Origin of the sequence: Micromonospora chokoriensis, assembly GCF_900091505.1 — a bacterium.
Lineage (GTDB): Bacteria > Actinomycetota > Actinomycetes > Mycobacteriales > Micromonosporaceae > Micromonospora > Micromonospora chokoriensis.
In genome coordinates, this window is record NZ_LT607409.1 from 3,312,983 (window position 1) to 3,329,687 (window position 16,705).

At 73.3% G+C, this 16,705-nt stretch carries 17 protein-coding genes; 9 read left to right on the forward strand and 8 right to left on the reverse strand.

From position 1 onward, the window contains the following. The first annotated feature begins 12 nt into the window (after positions 1-12). Both GA0070612_RS15650 and GA0070612_RS15655 read left to right on the forward strand, forming a co-directional pair. Positions 13-666: an acVLRF1 family peptidyl-tRNA hydrolase gene (locus GA0070612_RS15650; protein ID WP_088991531.1), complete on the forward strand. Its 654-nt coding sequence runs from the start codon at positions 13-15 to the stop codon at positions 664-666. Positions 667-738: 72 nt separating this feature from the next. Next, a complete protein-coding gene (locus GA0070612_RS15655; RefSeq protein WP_088988564.1) occupies positions 739-1,038 on the forward strand; it encodes a muconolactone Delta-isomerase family protein in 300 nt (99 codons plus the stop codon). Here GA0070612_RS15655 and GA0070612_RS15660 read toward each other — a convergent pair. Then, positions 1,023-1,949 carry a LysR family transcriptional regulator gene (locus GA0070612_RS15660; RefSeq protein ID WP_088991532.1) on the reverse strand — a complete coding sequence of 309 codons (927 nt, stop codon included), beginning with the start codon at positions 1,947-1,949 and terminating at the stop codon, positions 1,023-1,025. The two genes, GA0070612_RS15655 and GA0070612_RS15660, sit on opposite strands and share 16 nt — an antisense overlap. Positions 1,950-2,096: 147 nt before the next feature. On the opposite strand from GA0070612_RS15660, the gene GA0070612_RS15665 reads away from it, so the two are divergent. Further along, entirely contained in the window at positions 2,097-3,359 is a 1,263-nt protein-coding gene (locus tag GA0070612_RS15665) for a YbfB/YjiJ family MFS transporter (RefSeq protein ID WP_197699385.1), read from the forward strand. Between the two features lie 2 nt (positions 3,360-3,361). Continuing rightward, positions 3,362-3,727 carry a YybH family protein gene (locus GA0070612_RS15670; protein ID WP_088988565.1) on the forward strand — a complete coding sequence of 122 codons (366 nt, stop codon included), beginning with the start codon at positions 3,362-3,364 and terminating at the stop codon, positions 3,725-3,727. 64 nt (positions 3,728-3,791) lie between these two features. On the opposite strand, the gene ypfJ is transcribed toward GA0070612_RS15670, so the two are convergent. Next, positions 3,792-4,724 carry a KPN_02809 family neutral zinc metallopeptidase gene (gene ypfJ, locus GA0070612_RS15675; protein WP_088988566.1) on the reverse strand — a complete coding sequence of 311 codons (933 nt, stop codon included), beginning with the start codon at positions 4,722-4,724 and terminating at the stop codon, positions 3,792-3,794. A gap of 262 nt (positions 4,725-4,986) precedes the next feature. On the opposite strand from ypfJ, the gene GA0070612_RS15680 reads away from it, so the two are divergent. Beyond that, entirely contained in the window at positions 4,987-6,591 is a 1,605-nt protein-coding gene (locus GA0070612_RS15680; RefSeq protein ID WP_088988567.1) for an ABC-F family ATP-binding cassette domain-containing protein, read from the forward strand. A gap of 33 nt (positions 6,592-6,624) precedes the next feature. Here GA0070612_RS15680 and GA0070612_RS15685 read toward each other — a convergent pair whose 3' ends face one another. Then, a complete protein-coding gene (locus tag GA0070612_RS15685; RefSeq protein ID WP_088988568.1) occupies positions 6,625-6,933 on the reverse strand; it encodes a hypothetical protein in 309 nt (102 codons plus the stop codon). Between the two features lie 215 nt (positions 6,934-7,148). Here GA0070612_RS15685 and GA0070612_RS15690 point away from each other — a divergent pair, with 215 nt between their 5' ends. The 4 genes from GA0070612_RS15690 to GA0070612_RS15705 all read left to right on the forward strand — a co-directional run bounded on the left by GA0070612_RS15690 (position 7,149) and on the right by GA0070612_RS15705 (position 12,946). Then, positions 7,149-7,376: a helix-turn-helix domain-containing protein gene (locus tag GA0070612_RS15690; protein ID WP_007462679.1), complete on the forward strand. Its 228-nt coding sequence runs from the start codon at positions 7,149-7,151 to the stop codon at positions 7,374-7,376. Between the two features lie 46 nt (positions 7,377-7,422). Then, a complete protein-coding gene (locus GA0070612_RS15695) occupies positions 7,423-8,190 on the forward strand; it encodes an enoyl-CoA hydratase/isomerase family protein (protein WP_088988569.1) in 768 nt (255 codons plus the stop codon). Between the two features lie 114 nt (positions 8,191-8,304). Further along, positions 8,305-10,281 carry an ABC transporter ATP-binding protein gene (locus GA0070612_RS15700; protein WP_197699438.1) on the forward strand — a complete coding sequence of 659 codons (1,977 nt, stop codon included), beginning with the start codon at positions 8,305-8,307 and terminating at the stop codon, positions 10,279-10,281. A 121-nt stretch (positions 10,282-10,402) separates the two neighbouring features. After that, a complete protein-coding gene (locus GA0070612_RS15705; RefSeq protein ID WP_088988571.1) occupies positions 10,403-12,946 on the forward strand; it encodes a DUF6493 family protein in 2,544 nt (847 codons plus the stop codon). 13 nt (positions 12,947-12,959) lie between these two features. Here GA0070612_RS15705 and mug read toward each other — a convergent pair whose 3' ends face one another. The 5 genes from mug to GA0070612_RS15730 all read right to left on the reverse strand — a co-directional run bounded on the left by mug (position 12,960) and on the right by GA0070612_RS15730 (position 16,666). Beyond that, entirely contained in the window at positions 12,960-13,568 is a 609-nt protein-coding gene (mug, locus tag GA0070612_RS15710; protein ID WP_088991534.1) for a G/U mismatch-specific DNA glycosylase, read from the reverse strand. Positions 13,569-13,636: 68 nt separating this feature from the next. Continuing rightward, positions 13,637-14,398, reverse strand: coding sequence for an SDR family oxidoreductase (locus GA0070612_RS15715; RefSeq protein ID WP_088988572.1), 762 nt, complete (start codon positions 14,396-14,398; stop codon positions 13,637-13,639). Further along, the gene (locus GA0070612_RS15720) at positions 14,389-14,931 is read right to left on the reverse strand and encodes a hypothetical protein (protein ID WP_088988573.1); all 543 of its coding nucleotides are present in this window, start codon (positions 14,929-14,931) and stop codon (positions 14,389-14,391) included. Before GA0070612_RS15720 ends, GA0070612_RS15715 begins: the two co-directional genes overlap by 10 nt. Continuing rightward, positions 14,928-15,746, reverse strand: a complete 819-nt coding sequence (locus GA0070612_RS15725; protein ID WP_088991535.1) for a DUF692 domain-containing protein — start codon at positions 15,744-15,746, stop codon at positions 14,928-14,930. Before GA0070612_RS15725 ends, GA0070612_RS15720 begins: the two co-directional genes overlap by 4 nt. Then, positions 15,743-16,666: a TIGR04222 domain-containing membrane protein gene (locus GA0070612_RS15730; RefSeq protein ID WP_088988574.1), complete on the reverse strand. Its 924-nt coding sequence runs from the start codon at positions 16,664-16,666 to the stop codon at positions 15,743-15,745. The genes GA0070612_RS15725 and GA0070612_RS15730 overlap by 4 nt, the downstream gene beginning before the upstream one ends. Between the last annotated feature and the right edge of the window lie 39 nt (positions 16,667-16,705).

Below are 16,705 nucleotides of genomic sequence, written 5' to 3' on the forward strand. Positions count from 1 at the left end.
TACGGTCGGACGATGACCAGTCGACCCGCAGCCGGCGGTGGCCGCTGGGTGGAGGTCGACCCCGCCCGCGTCGGCCGCTGGGTCGAGGGCTTCGCCGAGCGGCACGGCCCGCACACCACCACCGCGCGGGAGTACGGGCTGCTGCTCACCGCCGCCGACGGGTCCACCGCCGGGTTGTATGCCCCGCCGGGGGCTCCGGTCGGCGACGACGTCGCCCGGTTCGTGGCCGCCGCTGTCGCGCCCCGCCGGATCGGCCTGCTGCTGGCCCGGAAGGGCGCGGTGGCCGTCGGCGTGGCCGACGGGGGCGACCTGGTCGTCTCCAAGGTGGACAGTCGTTACGTGCAGGGGCGCACCGCCGCCGGGGGATGGTCGCAGCAGCGGTTCGCCCGGCGGCGGGACAACCAGGCCAAGGCGGCGATGGGTGACGCGGCCGACCTGGCCGTACGGCTGCTGTTGCCGGAGGTGGCGACGCTGACCGCGGTGGTGTGCGGCGGGGACCGGCGGGCGGTCGACATCGTGCTGGCCGACCGGCGGCTGGCCCCGCTCGTGCCGCTGCGCGCGGAGCGGTTGCTCGACGTGCCGGAACCCCGGCACGCGGTTCTCGTCGCGGCGGTGACGGCGGCGCGGGCGGTGCACATCCGGCTGCGTGACCCGGAACCCGGCTGAGGGCAGGAGACGACCACCACGCAAAACGGGGTTCCCGGCCTGCCGCGGCGTCGACGGCCGGAGGATGGGCACGTGGAGTTTCTGGTGGACATGGTGACGACGGTGCCCGAGGGCACGTCGGAGGACGGGGTGGCCGCGATGCGCGCGCGGGAGGCGGCGCGTTCGGCCGAGCTGACGGCGCAGGGCAGCCTGCTGCGGCTCTGGCGGCCGCCGCTGGCGCCGGGGGAGTGGCGTACCTGGGGGCTGTTCCAGGCCGACGACGCCGACGAGTTGGAGGCGGTGCTCGCGTCGATGCCGCTGCGTGCCTGGCGGCGCGAGACCGTGACACCGTTGACGCCGCACCCGAACGACCCGGGTCAGCCGCCTCGATAGTCGTGTAGGGGGTCGCCTGGCGGGATCCACGCCGTGTCACGGTCGAAGCCGGCGGGAGCGACGTCGTGCGTGAGGGCGTCGACGGTGGCCCGCACGGCCTCGCGGGTCTCGTCGCGACGGGAGACGAGGGCCCACGTCCAGTAGGGCGTGGGATCCACCACCGGTCGCACGACGAGGTCGGACGGCACCGGCAGGTTCTGCCCTCGGGGGGAGTCGACGATCGGGCGGCGGAGCCGGCGCACATGGGCGAAGAAGGCTGGTCCGGTGATGCCCCCGTCGTCGATGCGCACGACCTGGGCGCCGGTGTCGCGGGCGAATGCCTCGGCGTAGCGGTTCCAGGACGACCAGGTGGCGGAGTCGGCGTCGGTCAGGACCAGCGTGTCCTGGGCGCGTACCGCCGATGCGTCGACGCCGGGGGAGACGGCGGCGAGGCGTTGCACGCCGATCGGCCGCGCCACCAGGTCGTAGGTGGTCAGGTCGTCGGCCTGGATCCAACATATCGCGAGGTCGATGCTGCCGTCGGCGACGCGGCGTGCCTGGGCGTGCGACGGTAGCTCCCACGTGTCGACGTGCAGCTGCGCGGCTCTCGACGCGCGTGTCACGAGGTCCGCCGGACGCCAGGTGACGTAGCCCAACCGCACCGGGCCGGCCGTGGACATGCCGGCCGCCCAGCGCACCAACTCCTCCGCCTGGTCGAGCAGGGCCCGGGTGCGGGGCAGCAGTGCCTCCCCGGCGGCGGTGAGCGTGACCCCGCGGCGGTTGCGGTCGAACAGGCGGACGCCCAGGTCTCGTTCCAGAGCTTTGATCTGTTGGGAGAGCGACGGGCCGGCGATGCGCAGACGGGTCGCCGCCCGACCGTAGTGCAACTCCTCGGCAACCGCGACGAAGTAGCGCAGCTGGCGTAGCTCCACCTGGCTCATGGTACGGCGGTGAGAGCCGGTGCCTATCACCGGAGAGGAAACCGGTCCTGGCAGAACGTCCCTGCTCAGGCCCACGATTGGTCACGACAACCCAGGGACCACGCAGCGTTCCTGCCGGCCGTCACCCAGGAGGTACCGATGGCTGCGCAGCGCACCGTGCAGGACGCCGCGACCCCGCCTGATCGGTCGTGGCGGATCGTCGGACGAACCGCGGCGGCGCTGGCCGCCGGGATGGGCATCGGGCGGTTCGTCTACACGCCGATCCTGCCCCTGATGCAGGAGCACGCGGGGCTGTCGCCCCGACTGGGCGCGAACCTGGCCACCGCGAACTACCTCGGATATCTTCTCGGCGCGATGGCCGCGATCGTCGCCCCCGCGCTGCTGCGCTCCCGACGGACGCTGCGGGTGTCGCTGGTGATCCTGGTCGGCACGTTGGCGCTGATGCCGGCCGGCCGCGCCGGGGCCCTCTGGATCGGCCTCCGACTGGTGGCGGGAGTCGTCAGCGCGTTGATCTTCGTCATCGCTGTCGACGCCGTGCTCTCCGGGCTGCGTGGGCGGGCCCAGCACCTGGCGGGTTGGGCGTTCGGCGGGGTCGGTGCGGGCATCGCGTTGTCCGGTGCCCTCGTGCTGGTCATGCGCACCGTCGGCAGCTGGGAGGAGAGTTGGTGGTGGGCCGCCGCGCTGACCCTGGCCTGCGCGGTCATGGCCTGGCGGCTCGACCCCGGTGCGGCGGACCCGCCGACGGCCGTGCGTTCTGACCACCGCATCGGGTCACGGTCGTTCGCCGCGCTGCTGACCAGTTACAGCCTGGAGGGGATCGGCTACATCATCGCCGGTACGTTCCTGGTCGCCGCGATCGATCAGAGCGCGCCCGACTGGGTCGGCAGTGGGGCCTGGATCCTCGTCGGGCTCGCCGCGTTGCCGTCCGCGGCGCTGTGGGCCGGGCTCGCCGGGAGGTGGTCGCGGCCGACGGTGCTGCTCGTCGCCCTCCTCGTGCAGACCGTCGGTGTCGTGCTGCCGGTGCTGACCGGCCGGACCGAGGTCGCCCTCGTCTCGGCGCTCATCTTCGGCGGGACCTTCCTCGGCATCGCCACCACAGCCCTCGCCATCGGGGCACACCTGGGGGTCCCGAGGGCTGTCGCGATCCTCACCACGGGCTACAGCGCCGGGCAGATCATTGGGCCGCTGGCGGTTACCCCGCTCCTGCGGGACGGCTACCGCCAGGCGCTGCTTCTCGGCGCCGTGGTCGTTGCACTGGCTGCGGTCGCTGCCGGCGCGTTGCGCCACCGCTTTCCGTCGCACGATGACGCGCCGGACGACCGGATGACCGCCACCACCGGCAGGCTCAGCACGCCGGGAGTCGAGTCGGTTCTCCGCCGCCCGGCCGATGAAGGGAGATAACCATGTCCAGTGCCGACGCCCAGATTCTCCGGACCGTCCTCGACCGCTGGAAGTCCGCGGTCGACGCACACGAGCCGGACCGGGTCGCGTCGACCTTCACCGATGACGCGATCTTCCAGGGACTGCACCCGTACACCGTGGGCCGGGCCGGGGTGGCCGCGTACTACGCCGCCCAGCCGCTCGGGCTGACCGCCGCGTACGACATCCGGGAGGCCCGCCGACTCGCCGACGACCTCGTCCTCGGCTATCTGGAGGTGCGGTTCGGCTTCGTCGACCGCCCCACCCTGACCGTGCACCTCGGCGTGATCGTGCGGCGGGTCGACGACGCCTGGCTGATCGCGCATTACCAGGTTTCCAAGCTCGACTAGTGCGACAGCCGCCCCGCCAGCGTGATGGGCGCTGGCGGGGCGGGTCGGGTCGGGCGTGGGCAGGTCAGAGCTGGTCGGTGCCGAAGGTGTCGCAGGTCTTCGGGTCACCGCGGTCGTAGCCCTGGGAGAACCAGCGCTTGCGCTGCTCGGATGTGCCGTGGGTGAACTGGTCGGGGTTGACCCGTCCGCCGGAGCGTTCCTGGATGCTGTCGTCGCCGATGGCCTCGGCGGCCTGCACGGCCTCGCTGATGTCGGTCTGGGTGATCGACGTGAACAGCGGCTCCTGGCCGGTCTTGTCCTTGCTCTCGGTGGCGTGCCTGGCCCAGGCGCCCGCGTAGCAGTCGGCCTGCAACTCCAGCCGCACGGAGGCGGACGTGGGGCCGCTCTGGTCGCCCTGGCCGGCCTTCGCGTTGGTGCCGAGCAGGTTCTGGACGTGGTGCCCGTACTCGTGGGCCAGCACGTACGGCTGGGCGAACTCGCCCTTGGCCCCGAACCGGGAGGCCAGCTCGTCGTAGAAGCTCAGGTCGATGTACACCTTCCGGTCGGCCGGGCAGTAGAACGGGCCGACGCCCGAGTCGGCCTGCCCGCAGCCGGTGTTCACGGCGGCCTGGAAGAAGTTCGTGGTGGTGGGCTCGTAGTCGCCCCTGCCCAGCTCCGGGTACGCCGTCTGCCAGTAGGCCTGGATGCTGTTGACGTAGAGCAGGTTGCGGCAGCGGGCGTCGTCGAGGCGGTCGGGGTTGGCGGTGGAGCACACCTGGTCCAGGTCACCGCCGCCGGCCTGGCCGCCCTCGTCGCCGTTGGTCATGGCGTTGAGGCCGAACCCGCCGCCGAGCAGGGCGATGAGCACGGCCACCACGATGCCGATGATGCCGCCCCGGCCGCCGCCACCGGGGATGGGGATGCCGAATCCGCCGCCGCCCGACCCGCCGCCGCCCGACCCGCGACCCAGGTCGTTGGCCTGGGAGGTGTCGAGCTCGGCCCGCTCGTTGAGTTCCATGCTGACCCCGATCGCCGTATGCCGGTGAGTGTCTGTTGTGTGTCGTTTCGTTCGTCACGTGCCGGACGGGGTCCGGACAGGCGTTCCGGTACCCGATGATCTTGGTTGGTAATCCGGGCGGACCGCTCGGCGACGCCCGGTACACTTGTCGGGTGCTGCGCTGCGAAGGCTGAACCGCCCCGCGCCGTCGGGCTCATCGAGCCCGCCGGCCGTTTCGCGTGCCCCGAGTCAGCCTTCCGACCCCGAGAGCGAGCCCGCAACCATGATCACTGCCACCGGCCTGGAACTGCGTGCCGGTTCCCGGATCCTGCTGTCCGACACCACCCTGCGGGTGCAGCCCGGTGACCGGATCGGCCTGGTCGGTCGCAACGGCGCCGGCAAGACCACCACGCTGAAGGTGCTCGCGGGCGAGGGGCAGCCGTACGCCGGTCAGATCGACCAGCGCAGCGCCATCGGCTACCTCCCGCAGGACCCGCGCACCGGCGACCTGGAGGTGACCGGCCGCGACCGGGTGCTGTCGGCACGCGGTCTGGACGTGCTGATGGCGCAGATGAAGGAGCTCGAGGAGCAGCTCGCCGAGAACGCCGACGACAAGCTGGTCCGCCGCTACGGCGCGCTGGAGGACCAGTTCGCGGCCCTGGGCGGGTACGCCGCCGAGGCCGAGGCCGCGCGGATCTGCGCCAACCTCGGCCTACCGGACCGGGCGCTCGCGCAGACCATCGGCACCCTCTCCGGTGGTCAGCGTCGGCGCATCGAGCTGGCCCGGATCCTGTTCCGCGACGCGGGTGAGAACGGCGGCGGCATCCTGCTGCTGGACGAGCCCACCAACCACCTCGACGCCGACTCGATCACCTGGCTGCGGGGCTTCCTCGCCAACCACAAGGGCGGCCTGATCGTGATCTCCCACGACGGCGCGCTGCTGGAGTCGGTGGTCAACAAGGTCTGGTTCCTCGACGCCACTCGCAGCGTCGTCGACGTGTACAACCTCGGCTGGAAGGCCTACCTGGAGGCGCGCGAGACCGACGAGCGACGTCGTCGTCGGGAGCGGGCCAACGCGGAGAAGAAGGCCGGCGCGCTGATGGCGCAGGCCGACAAGATGCGGGCCAAGGCCACCAAGACCGTGGCCGCGCAGAACATGGCCCGCCGGGCCGAGAAGCTGATCTCCGGCCTGGAGGAGGTGCGGGTCGCCGACCGGGTGGCCAAGGTGCGTTTCCCCAGCCCCGCCCCGTGCGGCAAGACTCCGCTCACCGCTTCCGGCCTGTCCAAGTCGTACGGCTCGCTGGAGATCTTCACCGACGTCAACGTGGCCGTGGACCGGGGTTCCCGGGTGGCCATCCTGGGGCTCAACGGCGCGGGCAAGACGACGCTGCTGCGGATGCTCGGCGGGCTGCTCACTCCGGACACCGGCGAGGTGCACGCGGGTCACGGCCTGCGGTTGGGCTACTACGCCCAGGAGCACGAGACGCTGGACGTGGAGCGGACCGTCCTGGAGAACATGCGCGCCGCCGCCGTCGAGCAGTCCGACACCGACCTGCGCAAGATCCTGGGTGCGTTCCTCTTCTCCGGTGACGACGTGAACAAGCCGGCCGGGGTGCTCTCCGGGGGCGAGAAGACCCGGCTGGCGCTGTCCACCCTGGTCTGCTCCGGCGCCAACGTGCTGCTCCTCGACGAGCCGACGAACAACCTCGACCCGGTCAGCCGGGAGCAGGTGCTCGACGCGATCGCCAACTACCCGGGTGCGATCGTCCTGGTCACCCATGACCCGGGCGCGGTGCTCGCGCTCAAGCCGGACCGGGCGATCCTGCTGCCCGACGGCGACGAGGACGCCTGGAGCGACGACCTGCTCGAACTGGTCGAGCTGGCCTGACCTCCGTGCGGCGGTGGACGCCGGACCGCGTCCTCAGCCGAGCAGGTCGACCAGTCGACCGGGGACGCCGGAGCTGACCAGGATCACCACGCCGATGCCGATGAAGATCGTCGGCACCAGCCAGTGGCCGGTGCGTGCGACCAGCCGGACCACCCCGGGGTGGCCGCCCAGCCAGGCGAGCGCGCCGATTCCGACGTATCGGCCGGCGACAATCTGCCACGGGCCGGGTCGACCGGTGGCGCGGGCCGCGACGAAGAACAGCGTCAGGATGACGATGTCGTCGATGTCGGTCGCGGCGAACACCACCGCCGCTCCGGCCGCCGTGCTGAACAGGTCGATCACGACGGCAGGTTACGGCTCGTCGGCGGCGGCCGTCGTCCACGGGGGTACGCCCGGAGGCCGAACGGGGGCCGATTGCCAGGATCACTCTATCGGGAAGCTGACATTGCATAGCGTGTCGGTTGGCGAAGAGTTGATATCTGGCGCATGATCGTTCGAGGCGGTCTAATAGGTGGGACCGTATCCGAACCGCACAGTCTGGGACGTGAGGACACAGCATGGCAGCCACTGGCACAGCCACCAGCACTGAGAAGGGTCGCCGGATCGTCGGAGCCGAGCGTCAGACGCTCGCCAAGGACCTGGTAAAGCGGTACACCTCGGGGGAAAGTATCCGCGCGTTGGCGGCCTCGACCGGCCGTTCCTACGGGTTCATCCACCGAGTGCTCACCGAGTCCGGGGTGCAGCTGCGTCAGCGCGGTGGTGCCCGACGCCGCAAGAAGGCGTGACCCGCCCCTCAGCGTCGTCCATCAGCACCGCGCCCCGGGTTGCCCGGTGACCGCCGAGGCGACCGGGGTTCGGTTGACCTGCGACGGGCCGGTTGCCACGGTGACGTTGTGCCGGCCCGACGTGCTCAATGCCCAGACGCCTGCCATGTGGCGGGCGATGAGCGACTTCTCCCGCGACCTGCCCGGCGATGTGCGGGTGGTGGTGGTCCGGGGCGAGGGGCGTGCGTTCTCCGCCGGCCTCGACCTCGCGGTGGCCGGTGCCTCCGGCCCGGGCTCGTTCGCCGAGCTGGCCACGCTGCCCGAGCAGGAGTGCGCCGCGCGCATCGCGGAGTTCCAGGCCGGCTTCACCTGGCTGCACCGTCCGGACGTCATCTCGGTGGCGGCCGTGCAGGGCCACGCGATCGGTGCGGGTTTCCAACTCGCACTCGCCTGTGACCTGCGTGTTCTGGCTGCCGACGCGAAACTGTCGATGGCCGAGGTGACCCTCGGCCTGGTGCCCGACCTGGCCGGCACGAAGCGCCTCGTCGAGCTGGTCGGCTACGCCCGGGCGCTGGAGATCTGCGCGACCGGCCGCCGGTTGGACGCCGCCGAGGCGGACCGGATCGGGCTGGCCACCCTCGTCGTGCCGCCGGCCGAGGTGGACGACGCGGTCCGGGACCTGACCGCTGGTCTGCTCGCCGGGGCCCGGGACGCGGTGGTGGAGATCAAGGCGTTGCTCGCCGGCGCGGCTGGGCGGTCGCACGCCGACCAGCAGCGCGCCGAGCGGGAGGCACAGACCCGTCGGCTGCGCGACCTGGCGGGCCACGGAGAATAGGTAAGGACCGCACGGGAAGATCCGGGTTACGACCGAGGTTGTCACAGTCGTCGGGAGAATTGACCTGACGACGCGGTCTGCCCGACAACCCGGAGGTGAACGATGTCCAACCCGATGTCCGGAGGCGGCATGGCCGGGTGGAGCATGCTCCGGTCGATGCGCAACCGGGACGAGGTCGCCACCCACCGGCTCAAGCGCGGCGTGGCCCGCCGCATCGTCGCCTTCGCCCGGCCCTACCGGCGCGACATCGTCGTCTTCCTGGCCACCGTGGTGCTGGCCGCCATCATCGGTGTGGCCACCCCGGTGCTCGCCGGTGACGTGATCAACGCGATCAACCGGGGCGGCACCGAGGCCGGCCAACTCGTGGTGCGGCTGGCCCTGTTCATCGCCGCGCTGGCGGTCGCCGACGCGCTGCTCTCCCTCGCCCAACGGTGGTATTCGGCCCGGATCGGCGAGGGCATCATCTTCAATCTGCGCACCCGGGTCTACGACCATGTGCAGCGGATGCCGTTGCAGTTCTTCACCCGTACCCAGACCGGCGCCCTGGTCAGCAGGCTCAACAACGACGTGCTCGGCGCCCAGCGGGCGTTCACCTCCACCCTGTCCGGCGTGGTCAGCAACGTCATCCAACTGGTGCTCACCGCGGCGGTGATGTTCACCCTCTCCTGGCAGATCACCGCGCTCTCGCTGGTGCTGCTGCCGATCTTCATCATCCCGGCCCGTCGGGTCGGTCGGCGGCTGGCCGACATCACCCGGGAGGCGTACAACCTCGACGCCAAGATGAACGCGACGATGACCGAGCGGTTCGGGGTGGCCGGCGCGCTGCTGGTCAAGCTCTTCGGTCAGCCCGAGATCGAGGCACGACGGTTCGCCGGCCGGGCCGAACGGGTCCGTGACATCGGCATCCAGTCCGCCATGTACTCCCGCACGTTCTTCGTGGCGATGCTGCTGGTGGCCTCGCTGGCGCAGGCCCTCACCTACGGCCTGGGCGGCTGGCTGGCGGTGACCGGTGGCGTCAGCGCGGGCACCGTCGTGACGCTCGCGCTGCTGCTCACCCGCCTGTACGGTCCGCTCACCGCGCTCTCCAACGTCCGGGTGGACGTGATGAGCGCCCTGGTCTCGTTCGACCGGGTTTTCGAGGTGCTCGACCTCGCGCCGGGCATCGTGGAGAAGCCCGACGCGGTGCCGGTGCCCCGGGGGGCCGGTCGGGTCGACTTCCGCGACGTGCGATTCCGCTACCCGAGCGCCGCCGAGGTCTCCCTCGCCTCGCTGGAGGAGGTCGCCACGCTCGACCGCACCGTGAACGAACCGGTGCTCAAGGGTGTCTCGTTCAGCGTGGAGCCGGGGCAGATGGTCGCGCTGGTCGGCCCCTCCGGCGCCGGCAAGTCGACGCTGTCGATGCTCATCTCCCGGATCTACGACGTCAGCGACGGCCAGGTGCTGGTCGGCGGGGTGGACGTCCGCGACGCCACGCTGGCGTCCCTGCGCGACGAGATCGGGGTGGTCACCCAGGATTCGCACCTGTTCCACGAGACGATCGCCGAGAACCTGCGCTACGCCAAGCCCGACGCCACCGACGACGAGATCTGGGCCGCGCTGGCCGGCGCCCAGGTGGCCGACCTGGTCCGGTCGCTGCCCGACGGTCTGGACACCACTGTCGGAGAACGCGGCTACCGCTTCTCCGGCGGCGAGAAGCAGCGCATCGCGATCGCCCGGCTGCTGCTCAAGGCACCGTCGATCGTGATCCTCGACGAGGCGACCGCCCACCTGGATTCGGAGAGCGAGGCGGCGGTGCAACGGGCGTTGGCGGTGGCGCTGACCGGGCGTACCGCCCTGGTGATCGCGCACCGGCTCTCCACAGTGCGCGACGCCGACCAGATCCTGGTCCTCGACGGCGGGCGGATCGTCGAGCGGGGCCGGCACGACGAGCTGGTGGCCGTCGGCGGGCTCTACGCCGAGCTCTACCGGACCCAGTTCGCCGTCGCCGACTCGCCCACCCCGTTCGTCGACGCGACCGGCCCCGAGCCGGTGGTCATGCCGCTGGGCACCTACCGCGCCGACGAGGTGCTGCCGCCCGCCGCCGCGAACTGAGCCCGGGCGCGGTCCCGGGTCGGCCGCTCGCTGTCGAAGTCGTGTCGGTCGGTTGCTCTACGGTGTGCGCCGTGCAGACGTACCGAAACCCGCTCGTGTCCGCCGTCGTGGGGGTGCGGCGGTGACCCACTTCCTCAGGTGCCTCAGCCTCGGCAACGTGTCCGCCGTCGGCGAGGTGCTGAGCACGTTGGACGAGCCCGCCCGCCGGGCGCTCGGCGACGAGTTGACGGCCCATGTGCGCAGCCGGCGGGACACCTGGTGGGTGGACAAGGAGGCGACCGCCCTGGCGGTGGCCGCGGTGGGCACGTTGAGCACCGCCACGAAGGTGTCCGCCCTGCTCGGCCGGCGGTCGGTCCAGCTGGGTAACGCCGACCCGCAGCCGGTGATCGCGGCGGCCCGCCTGCGGGATGTGCCCTGGTTGGCCGAGGTGGCGTACCGGCTGGCCGAGCGGTTGCCCCGCGGTCGCTCGTGGGACGGTTGGCACTTCGTCGCCGGGCTGCTGCTGGCGGAGAAGGCACCGCCCCCCACCGGGGACGCGTTCGTCGCCGGCTGGGCGCACTCGCTGTGGATGGCACGGTTCGAGAGCCGGCCGCAGACCCTTGTCGAACGGCTCCGCGCCGACCCGTACCTGGACGTTCTGCTGCCCCGGCTGTTCGAAGTGGACGGGATCGGCACCGACCTGACGTTCACCGGCGCCGGGCAGGGGGTGCCCCCGGCGTTGGTGGCGCTGGCGACCGAGGGGCGACTCGACCGGTCCACGCTGCTCGACGGGGTGCTCGGCCGCCTGTTGCGCGGCGATCGGCCGGCCGCGCTGCGTCCGTTCCTCACCCTGCACGACCTGCTGGCACCCGCGCCGGCCGAGGTGACGGCGCGGGCGAGCGCGTACCTGCGGTTGCTCGCCGACGCTCCGGGGCCGGTCGCCGGCCTGGCGCAGCGGGCGCTGCGCGAGGCGGGCAGCGACCCGGACCTCGAGTCGGTGCTGGACACCGCGCGGGTCGTGCTGGGTCGGCCGGAGAAGGCGCTGGTGCGGGCCCAGTTGTCCTGGTTGGACCGACTGGCCCGGCAGCACCCCGACCGGGCGGGCGACATCGCCGAGACCCTGGCGTCGGGTGCCGCCCAACCCTCCGCCGATCTACGGGACCGCGCGCTGGCCCTGGCGCAGCGACACGGGCACCGTCCGGCCGCCACCGTCACGGTGGCGGTGGCCGGCGACGAACTGCCGCCGCCGGTCCGCCCCGCGCTCGTGCCGCCCCCGATCACCGGGGTGGACGAGCTGGTGGAGGAGATCACCGGGCTGCTCGGTCGACAGTGGCCCGCGCTGACGCTGGAGCGGGTCCTCGACGGGCTGGTCCGACTGGCCACCCGCGAGCGGGACGGGCTGGCGGCGGCCCTACCGCCGGTGCTGCGGCGCGCGGAGATCCGCGCGCACAACGGCGGCGGAGCGGTGTTCAGCCCAAGAGCCCAGTTCAACGGTGTGCTGCTGGCCGTCGCCGCGCCGACGGAGGCTCACCGTCGGCGCGACCAGTGGGCCCGCATCCTCGGCCAGTCGGTGACCTGGAGGGACCGGCTCTTCCGACGCCGGTCGCCGGTCGCGCCGTCCAGGCAGCCTCCGCTCATGCAGCTCTACTGCGCCCGGCTCGCCGAGATCGGGCAGCGTCTGGACGGCGCGGACGACCCCGGGCTGCTGGCCGCCCCGACCCACACCACCGGGGCCGTCGACCCGGCGGCCCTCTACGAACGGTTGGCCGCGCTCGGCGACCGGCCGGTCTGTCGGTGGGATCTCACCCAGGCCCTGCTGCGGCTGCCCGTCGGCGTGGACGACGCCCTGGCCACCCGCGCCGCGGCGCTCGGCACACCAGCCGGGGACGAGCTGGCCGGCTGGCTGCGCGGGGAAGCCCTGGCGGCGCCCGTGCAGGAGGTGGTCACCGTCGGCCGGCGCGAGCGCCGCCACGGGTTCGACCCCGGCCACGACCACCTGCCCGTGCGGCGTACCCTCGTCGCGACCAGCCCGCCGGAGGGCGTGGCGGACCCGATCGGCCTGCTCACCGTGCCGGCCCTTGCGATCGGGCAGGGGCCCGCCGACTGGAGTGACCTGTGGCCGGCGTTGCTGCCGGGGCATCGGGGTCTGGTCGCCGCGCGCCTGCTGCCCGGTGTCGCCAGCGCCGCGCAGGAGGACGCCGAGGGGCTCGGCGCGGTCCTGCCGCAACTCGCCGAGTGCACCGGCGTCGGCGGTCCGGCCGTCGACCTGGCCCTGGCGTACGGGCTGTGTGCCCGACACGAGGCGGACCGGGTCGCCGCCCTCGACGCTCTCCTGATGCTGGCCTCGGGCGGTGAGCTGGACGCCCCGGGCGTCGGAGGTCAGCTGGGCAGGCTGGCGGCGGACAACCAGGTGACGCTGACACGGGCGGTGACACCCCTGCGGGACGCGGTCGCGGCCGGTGCCCGGCTGAGTGTGTGGCGGCTCCTCGCCGCGGCGCTGCCGCCGTTGCTGGCCGGGTCGAGCGCACCGCGTGGCACGCCCGACCTGCTCGCCCTGGCCGCCGAGACGGCCGGCGCCACCGGCGTCCGCATCGAGGTGCCAGGGTTGGCGGACGTGGCCGCGCGCGGCGGCACGAGCCGGTTGGTGAAGGAGGCCCGTCGGCTGCACACCGCGTCGACCACCTGACCGGCCGGGTTCGTCAGGTCGTCGGGGGCGTGCGGCGGTCCGGCAGGTCCGTCGCCATCCGCAACTCGGCGAACGCCAGCCCCAGCGTGACCGCTGTGAAGTGCGCGTTCAGGCCGCTCGGGTTCGGCAACACCCAGAGTCGGGCGTCGGCCAGCGTCTCCGCCTGCGGTCCGAACGTGGCCTTCGGCCGTTGAAAACCGATCCGGTACGCGGTCACTCCCACCACCGCCACCCAGCGCGGCCGGTGGCGGGCCACCTTGCCGGTCAGGATCGCCGCGCCGTCGAGCAGTTCCTCGGTGCTCAACTCGTCGGCGCGGGCGCTGGCGCGGGCGGCCATGTTGGTGATGCCGAGCCCGAGGGCGGGCAGCTCGTCCTGGTCGCTCGGGTGCAGCAGCCGGGGGGTGAGCCCGCCCGCGTGCAGCGCCGGCCAGAACCGGTTGCCGGGTCGGGCGAAGTGCCAACCGGTGGCGGCCGACCAGAGGCCGGGGTTGATGCCGACGAAGAGCACCTCCAGGCCCGGCGCGAGGACGTCGGGGATGGTCCGGTCCGCGGCGGCGGCCAGCTCCGCCCGGGTGGGCCGTGGGTGCCGGACGGCCGATGGGAGGCCCGGGTCGGGCGTCACCGCGCCGTCACCGTCGACCGACCGGGCCGGCTTGCGCGGTGCACCGGCCCGCGCGGGCCGGCCCGGCGTCACAGCCCGCGCAGCGCGCCGCCGTCGACCGGCACGGTGATCCCGGTGAGGTAGCTCGCGGCGGGGGAGAGCACGAACGCGGCCACCCGACCGAACTCGGCCGGGTCACCGAGGCGGCGCAGCGGGATGCCGGCCTCGGCGTCGGCGCGGGCCCGCTCCGGGTCGCCGGTGGCGGCGAACAGCTCCCGGTTGCGGTCGGTCAGGATCCGGCCGGGCAGCAGCCCGACCACGCGGACTCCGCGCGGGCCGTAGTCGTCGGCGATGTCCTTGGCCGCACCGACCAGGCCGGGCCGCAGACCGTTGGAGATGCCGAGGCCGGGCACCGGGCCACGGGCCGAGGTGGAGAGCACCAACCCGATGGCGCCGCCCTCGGGCAGCGCGGCGGCGACCGTGCGGACCGCGCGGATGGTGCCCAGGAAGACCGTCTCGAAGGAGAGCCGCCACTGCTCGTCGGTGATCGCCGCGGCGTTGCCCGCCGGCGGGCCGCCGACCGAGATCAACGCGCCGTCGAGTCGACCGAAGTGCTCCCGGGCCGCCGCGACGAGCTGCTCCGGGGTTTCCGGGTCGGTCAGGTCGGCGGTCAACCCCACGGCATGCTCCGGGCCGCCGAGCTGCTGGGCGGCGGCGGCCACGGCCTCCGGGTCACGGGCCGAGAGGATCACCCGCGCCCCGTCGGCGACCAGGCACTGCGCGGTCGCGAAGCCCAGGCCGCGGGAGGCGCCGGTGAGGACGTACACGTGGTCGGTCAGCCCTAGATCCATACGCCCGATCCTGCCGTATCCGGCACGTCGTCGCCACCAACGGTGGCCGTCGTCGATGGGCGCGGGGCGGGGCGCAGCAGGCGTACCCGACCGGCGATCTGCACCGCCACGGCCCCGCCGGCGCGGCCCACCGCCGGCATCCGGCGCGGACGTGGCGTCCGCCGTCCGTCGTAGCGCAGGTGTGCCTCCCGCAGGGCCAGCTCCTCGGCGGCCGACGGGGGGAGCGCGTGCTGGTCACGCAGCGCGCGGGCCAGGTCCCAACCGTCGCGCAGAGACCCGGCGGTGGGTCGCCGGGCGGCCCAGTCGGCGAACGTTCTCGACCATCCGACGCCGAGGCCGGCGGCGAGGAGCGGCCAGTGCCGGGCCACGTCGCCGGCCCGCTTGCGCAGCAGGGCGGCCCGGGTGGCGGCCAGCGGTCCCGGGGCGAAGCCCGCCGGCGCAGGACCCCCGGCGACGAGCGCCGCGACCAGTTCGGCCTGCCGTTCGGCCAGCCCCGCCCGGGGTGTCGACCGGCTGTCGCCCGCGTCGGTCATGTCACGGCCGGGAAGCCGGCGGTGGTGGCCAGGGCGTCCAGTTCGGCGCGCAGGGCGGCGGCCGGCGGGTAGTGGCCGTCCCGTTCCAGCAGCAGCGCCGGTGGTCGCTGTCGGGCGCAGAGCGCGCCCACCAGCTCCAGCACCGCCGCCGGCACCGGGTCGGTGTGGGTGTCGTGGTAGAAGCCGCCGTGCTCCGCGCCGCCGGCCACGTGGGCGTACGCGACGCGTTCCAGCGGCAGCCGGTCCAGCAACGCGAGCGGATCGGTGCCCCGGTTGCGGGCGTTGGCATGCACGTTGGCGACGTCCAGCAGCAACAGCGCGCCGGTCCGGTCGAGGATCTCGGTGAGGAAGTCCGCCTCGTCCAACTCGTCGTCGGGCCAGTCGACGAGCGCGGCGATCGGTTCCAGCGCAAGCGGCACCGGCAGCTCGGCCTGCGCCCGCGCCACGTTGGCGCAGACCGCGTCGACCGCCTCCCGGCTGCGGGGCAGCGGCAGCAGGTGCCCGGCTTCCAGGCCGCAGGCCCGGACGAACGCGATGTGTTCGCTGACCAGCGGGGCGTCGACACGATGCGCCACCGCGGCCAGGTGCGCGACCCGGGTCGGGTCGACCGGTTCGGCGCCGCCGAGCGAGAGCCGCACCCCATGGGGTACGACAGTCACCGCGCGTTCCCGCAGCTGTGCCAGGCCCGGCGGAAGCGGCCCGGACGCGGGCACCGCCTCGGCCACCACCTCGACGAACCGCAACCCGGGCAGCTCGGCCACGAAACCGGCGATCTCCGGACGCCAGCCGATGCCGACACCGGACGGGCCGGTCATCCGCCGCACCCCCCGCCGCCGCATCCGCCGCCTCCACCGCAGGAGCTGCCGCCGTCCGAGCCGGAGCTGTCACCGCCACCCGACGACCCGTCGCCGCCTCCGCTCCAGCCACTGCCGGAGGCGGCCTGGCGCTGGATCTCGGCCTGCTCGGCGAAGCCCGGGTCGAGTGCCCAGAGCGAGGCGGTGCCGTACAGGGCCACGCCCATCGCCGCGCCGGCCGCTCCGTAGGTGGCGTAGGCCGGCGCCGAGGCCGGGGCGAGGTGGGTGTGCTCGCGGCGCACGCCGCGCAGCGCGGCCCGGCCGGCCCGGGTGAGCGCGGGTGCCCGGCGCAGCACCAGCGTGACGATCAGGAGGGTCACCAGGGTCAGCAGCAGGTAACCGACCGGGCGGCCGCCGAACAGGCCGGAGGCCAACCGGAGCACACCGAGGCCCAGCAGGCCGATCAGGAGTGTGGTCCAGAAGCGGGCACGGGCGCGCTGCGCGTCGTCGGTCAGCAGGCCGCGTTGCTCCAGGCCGTTGCGGATCTGGTTCACGGCGACGCGTACGCGCTCGTCCTTCGGCAGGTCCCCGACGCGGGCGTGCTGGTGCGCGGCCCAGTGGATGGCCTGGTCCAGTGGGGTGAGCCCGGTCGGTGCGGCACCGACGGTGGTCAGTCGGCGGTCCGGGCGTACGCCGATCGCACCGCTGGCGCGCAGACCGCCGAGCGCGGCGTGGACGGCGAGTCGGGGTCCACCGTTGAGGTACGCGACCTGCTGCGGCCCGAGTGGGTCGGCGGTCATGGCGGTGGTCGAACCGGCCGCCAGACGGATCCGGTGGTACACCGCCACGATCACCACCACGGCGGTCGCCACCAGGTAGAACCGGAGGAAGGTCGGGCCGGAGATGCCCCAGGTGTCACCGGACGCGGCGTACACGATCATCGACTGCTCCTGTCACCGGAGGGATCCGCGGCCCCATTG

Excerpts from the sequence above, each read along its gene's own strand:
- GA0070612_RS15650 (WP_088991531.1), top strand. The coding sequence starts at position 13 with ATGACCAGTCGACCCGCAGCCGGCGGTGGCCGCTGGGTGGAGGTCGAC.
- GA0070612_RS15720 (WP_088988573.1), bottom strand. The coding sequence starts at position 14,931 with ATGACCGACGCGGGCGACAGCCGGTCGACACCCCGGGCGGGGCTGGCC.
- GA0070612_RS15725 (WP_088991535.1), bottom strand. The coding sequence starts at position 15,746 with ATGACCGGCCCGTCCGGTGTCGGCATCGGCTGGCGTCCGGAGATCGCC.
- GA0070612_RS15730 (WP_088988574.1), bottom strand. The coding sequence starts at position 16,666 with ATGATCGTGTACGCCGCGTCCGGTGACACCTGGGGCATCTCCGGCCCG.
- GA0070612_RS15665 (WP_197699385.1), top strand. The coding sequence starts at position 2,097 with ATGGCTGCGCAGCGCACCGTGCAGGACGCCGCGACCCCGCCTGATCGG.
- GA0070612_RS15680 (WP_088988567.1), top strand. The coding sequence starts at position 4,987 with ATGATCACTGCCACCGGCCTGGAACTGCGTGCCGGTTCCCGGATCCTG.
- ypfJ (WP_088988566.1), bottom strand. The coding sequence starts at position 4,724 with ATGGAACTCAACGAGCGGGCCGAGCTCGACACCTCCCAGGCCAACGAC.
- GA0070612_RS15700 (WP_197699438.1), top strand. The coding sequence starts at position 8,305 with ATGTCCGGAGGCGGCATGGCCGGGTGGAGCATGCTCCGGTCGATGCGC.
- GA0070612_RS15670 (WP_088988565.1), top strand. The coding sequence starts at position 3,362 with ATGTCCAGTGCCGACGCCCAGATTCTCCGGACCGTCCTCGACCGCTGG.
- GA0070612_RS15690 (WP_007462679.1), top strand. The coding sequence starts at position 7,149 with ATGGCAGCCACTGGCACAGCCACCAGCACTGAGAAGGGTCGCCGGATC.
- GA0070612_RS15715 (WP_088988572.1), bottom strand. The coding sequence starts at position 14,398 with ATGGATCTAGGGCTGACCGACCACGTGTACGTCCTCACCGGCGCCTCC.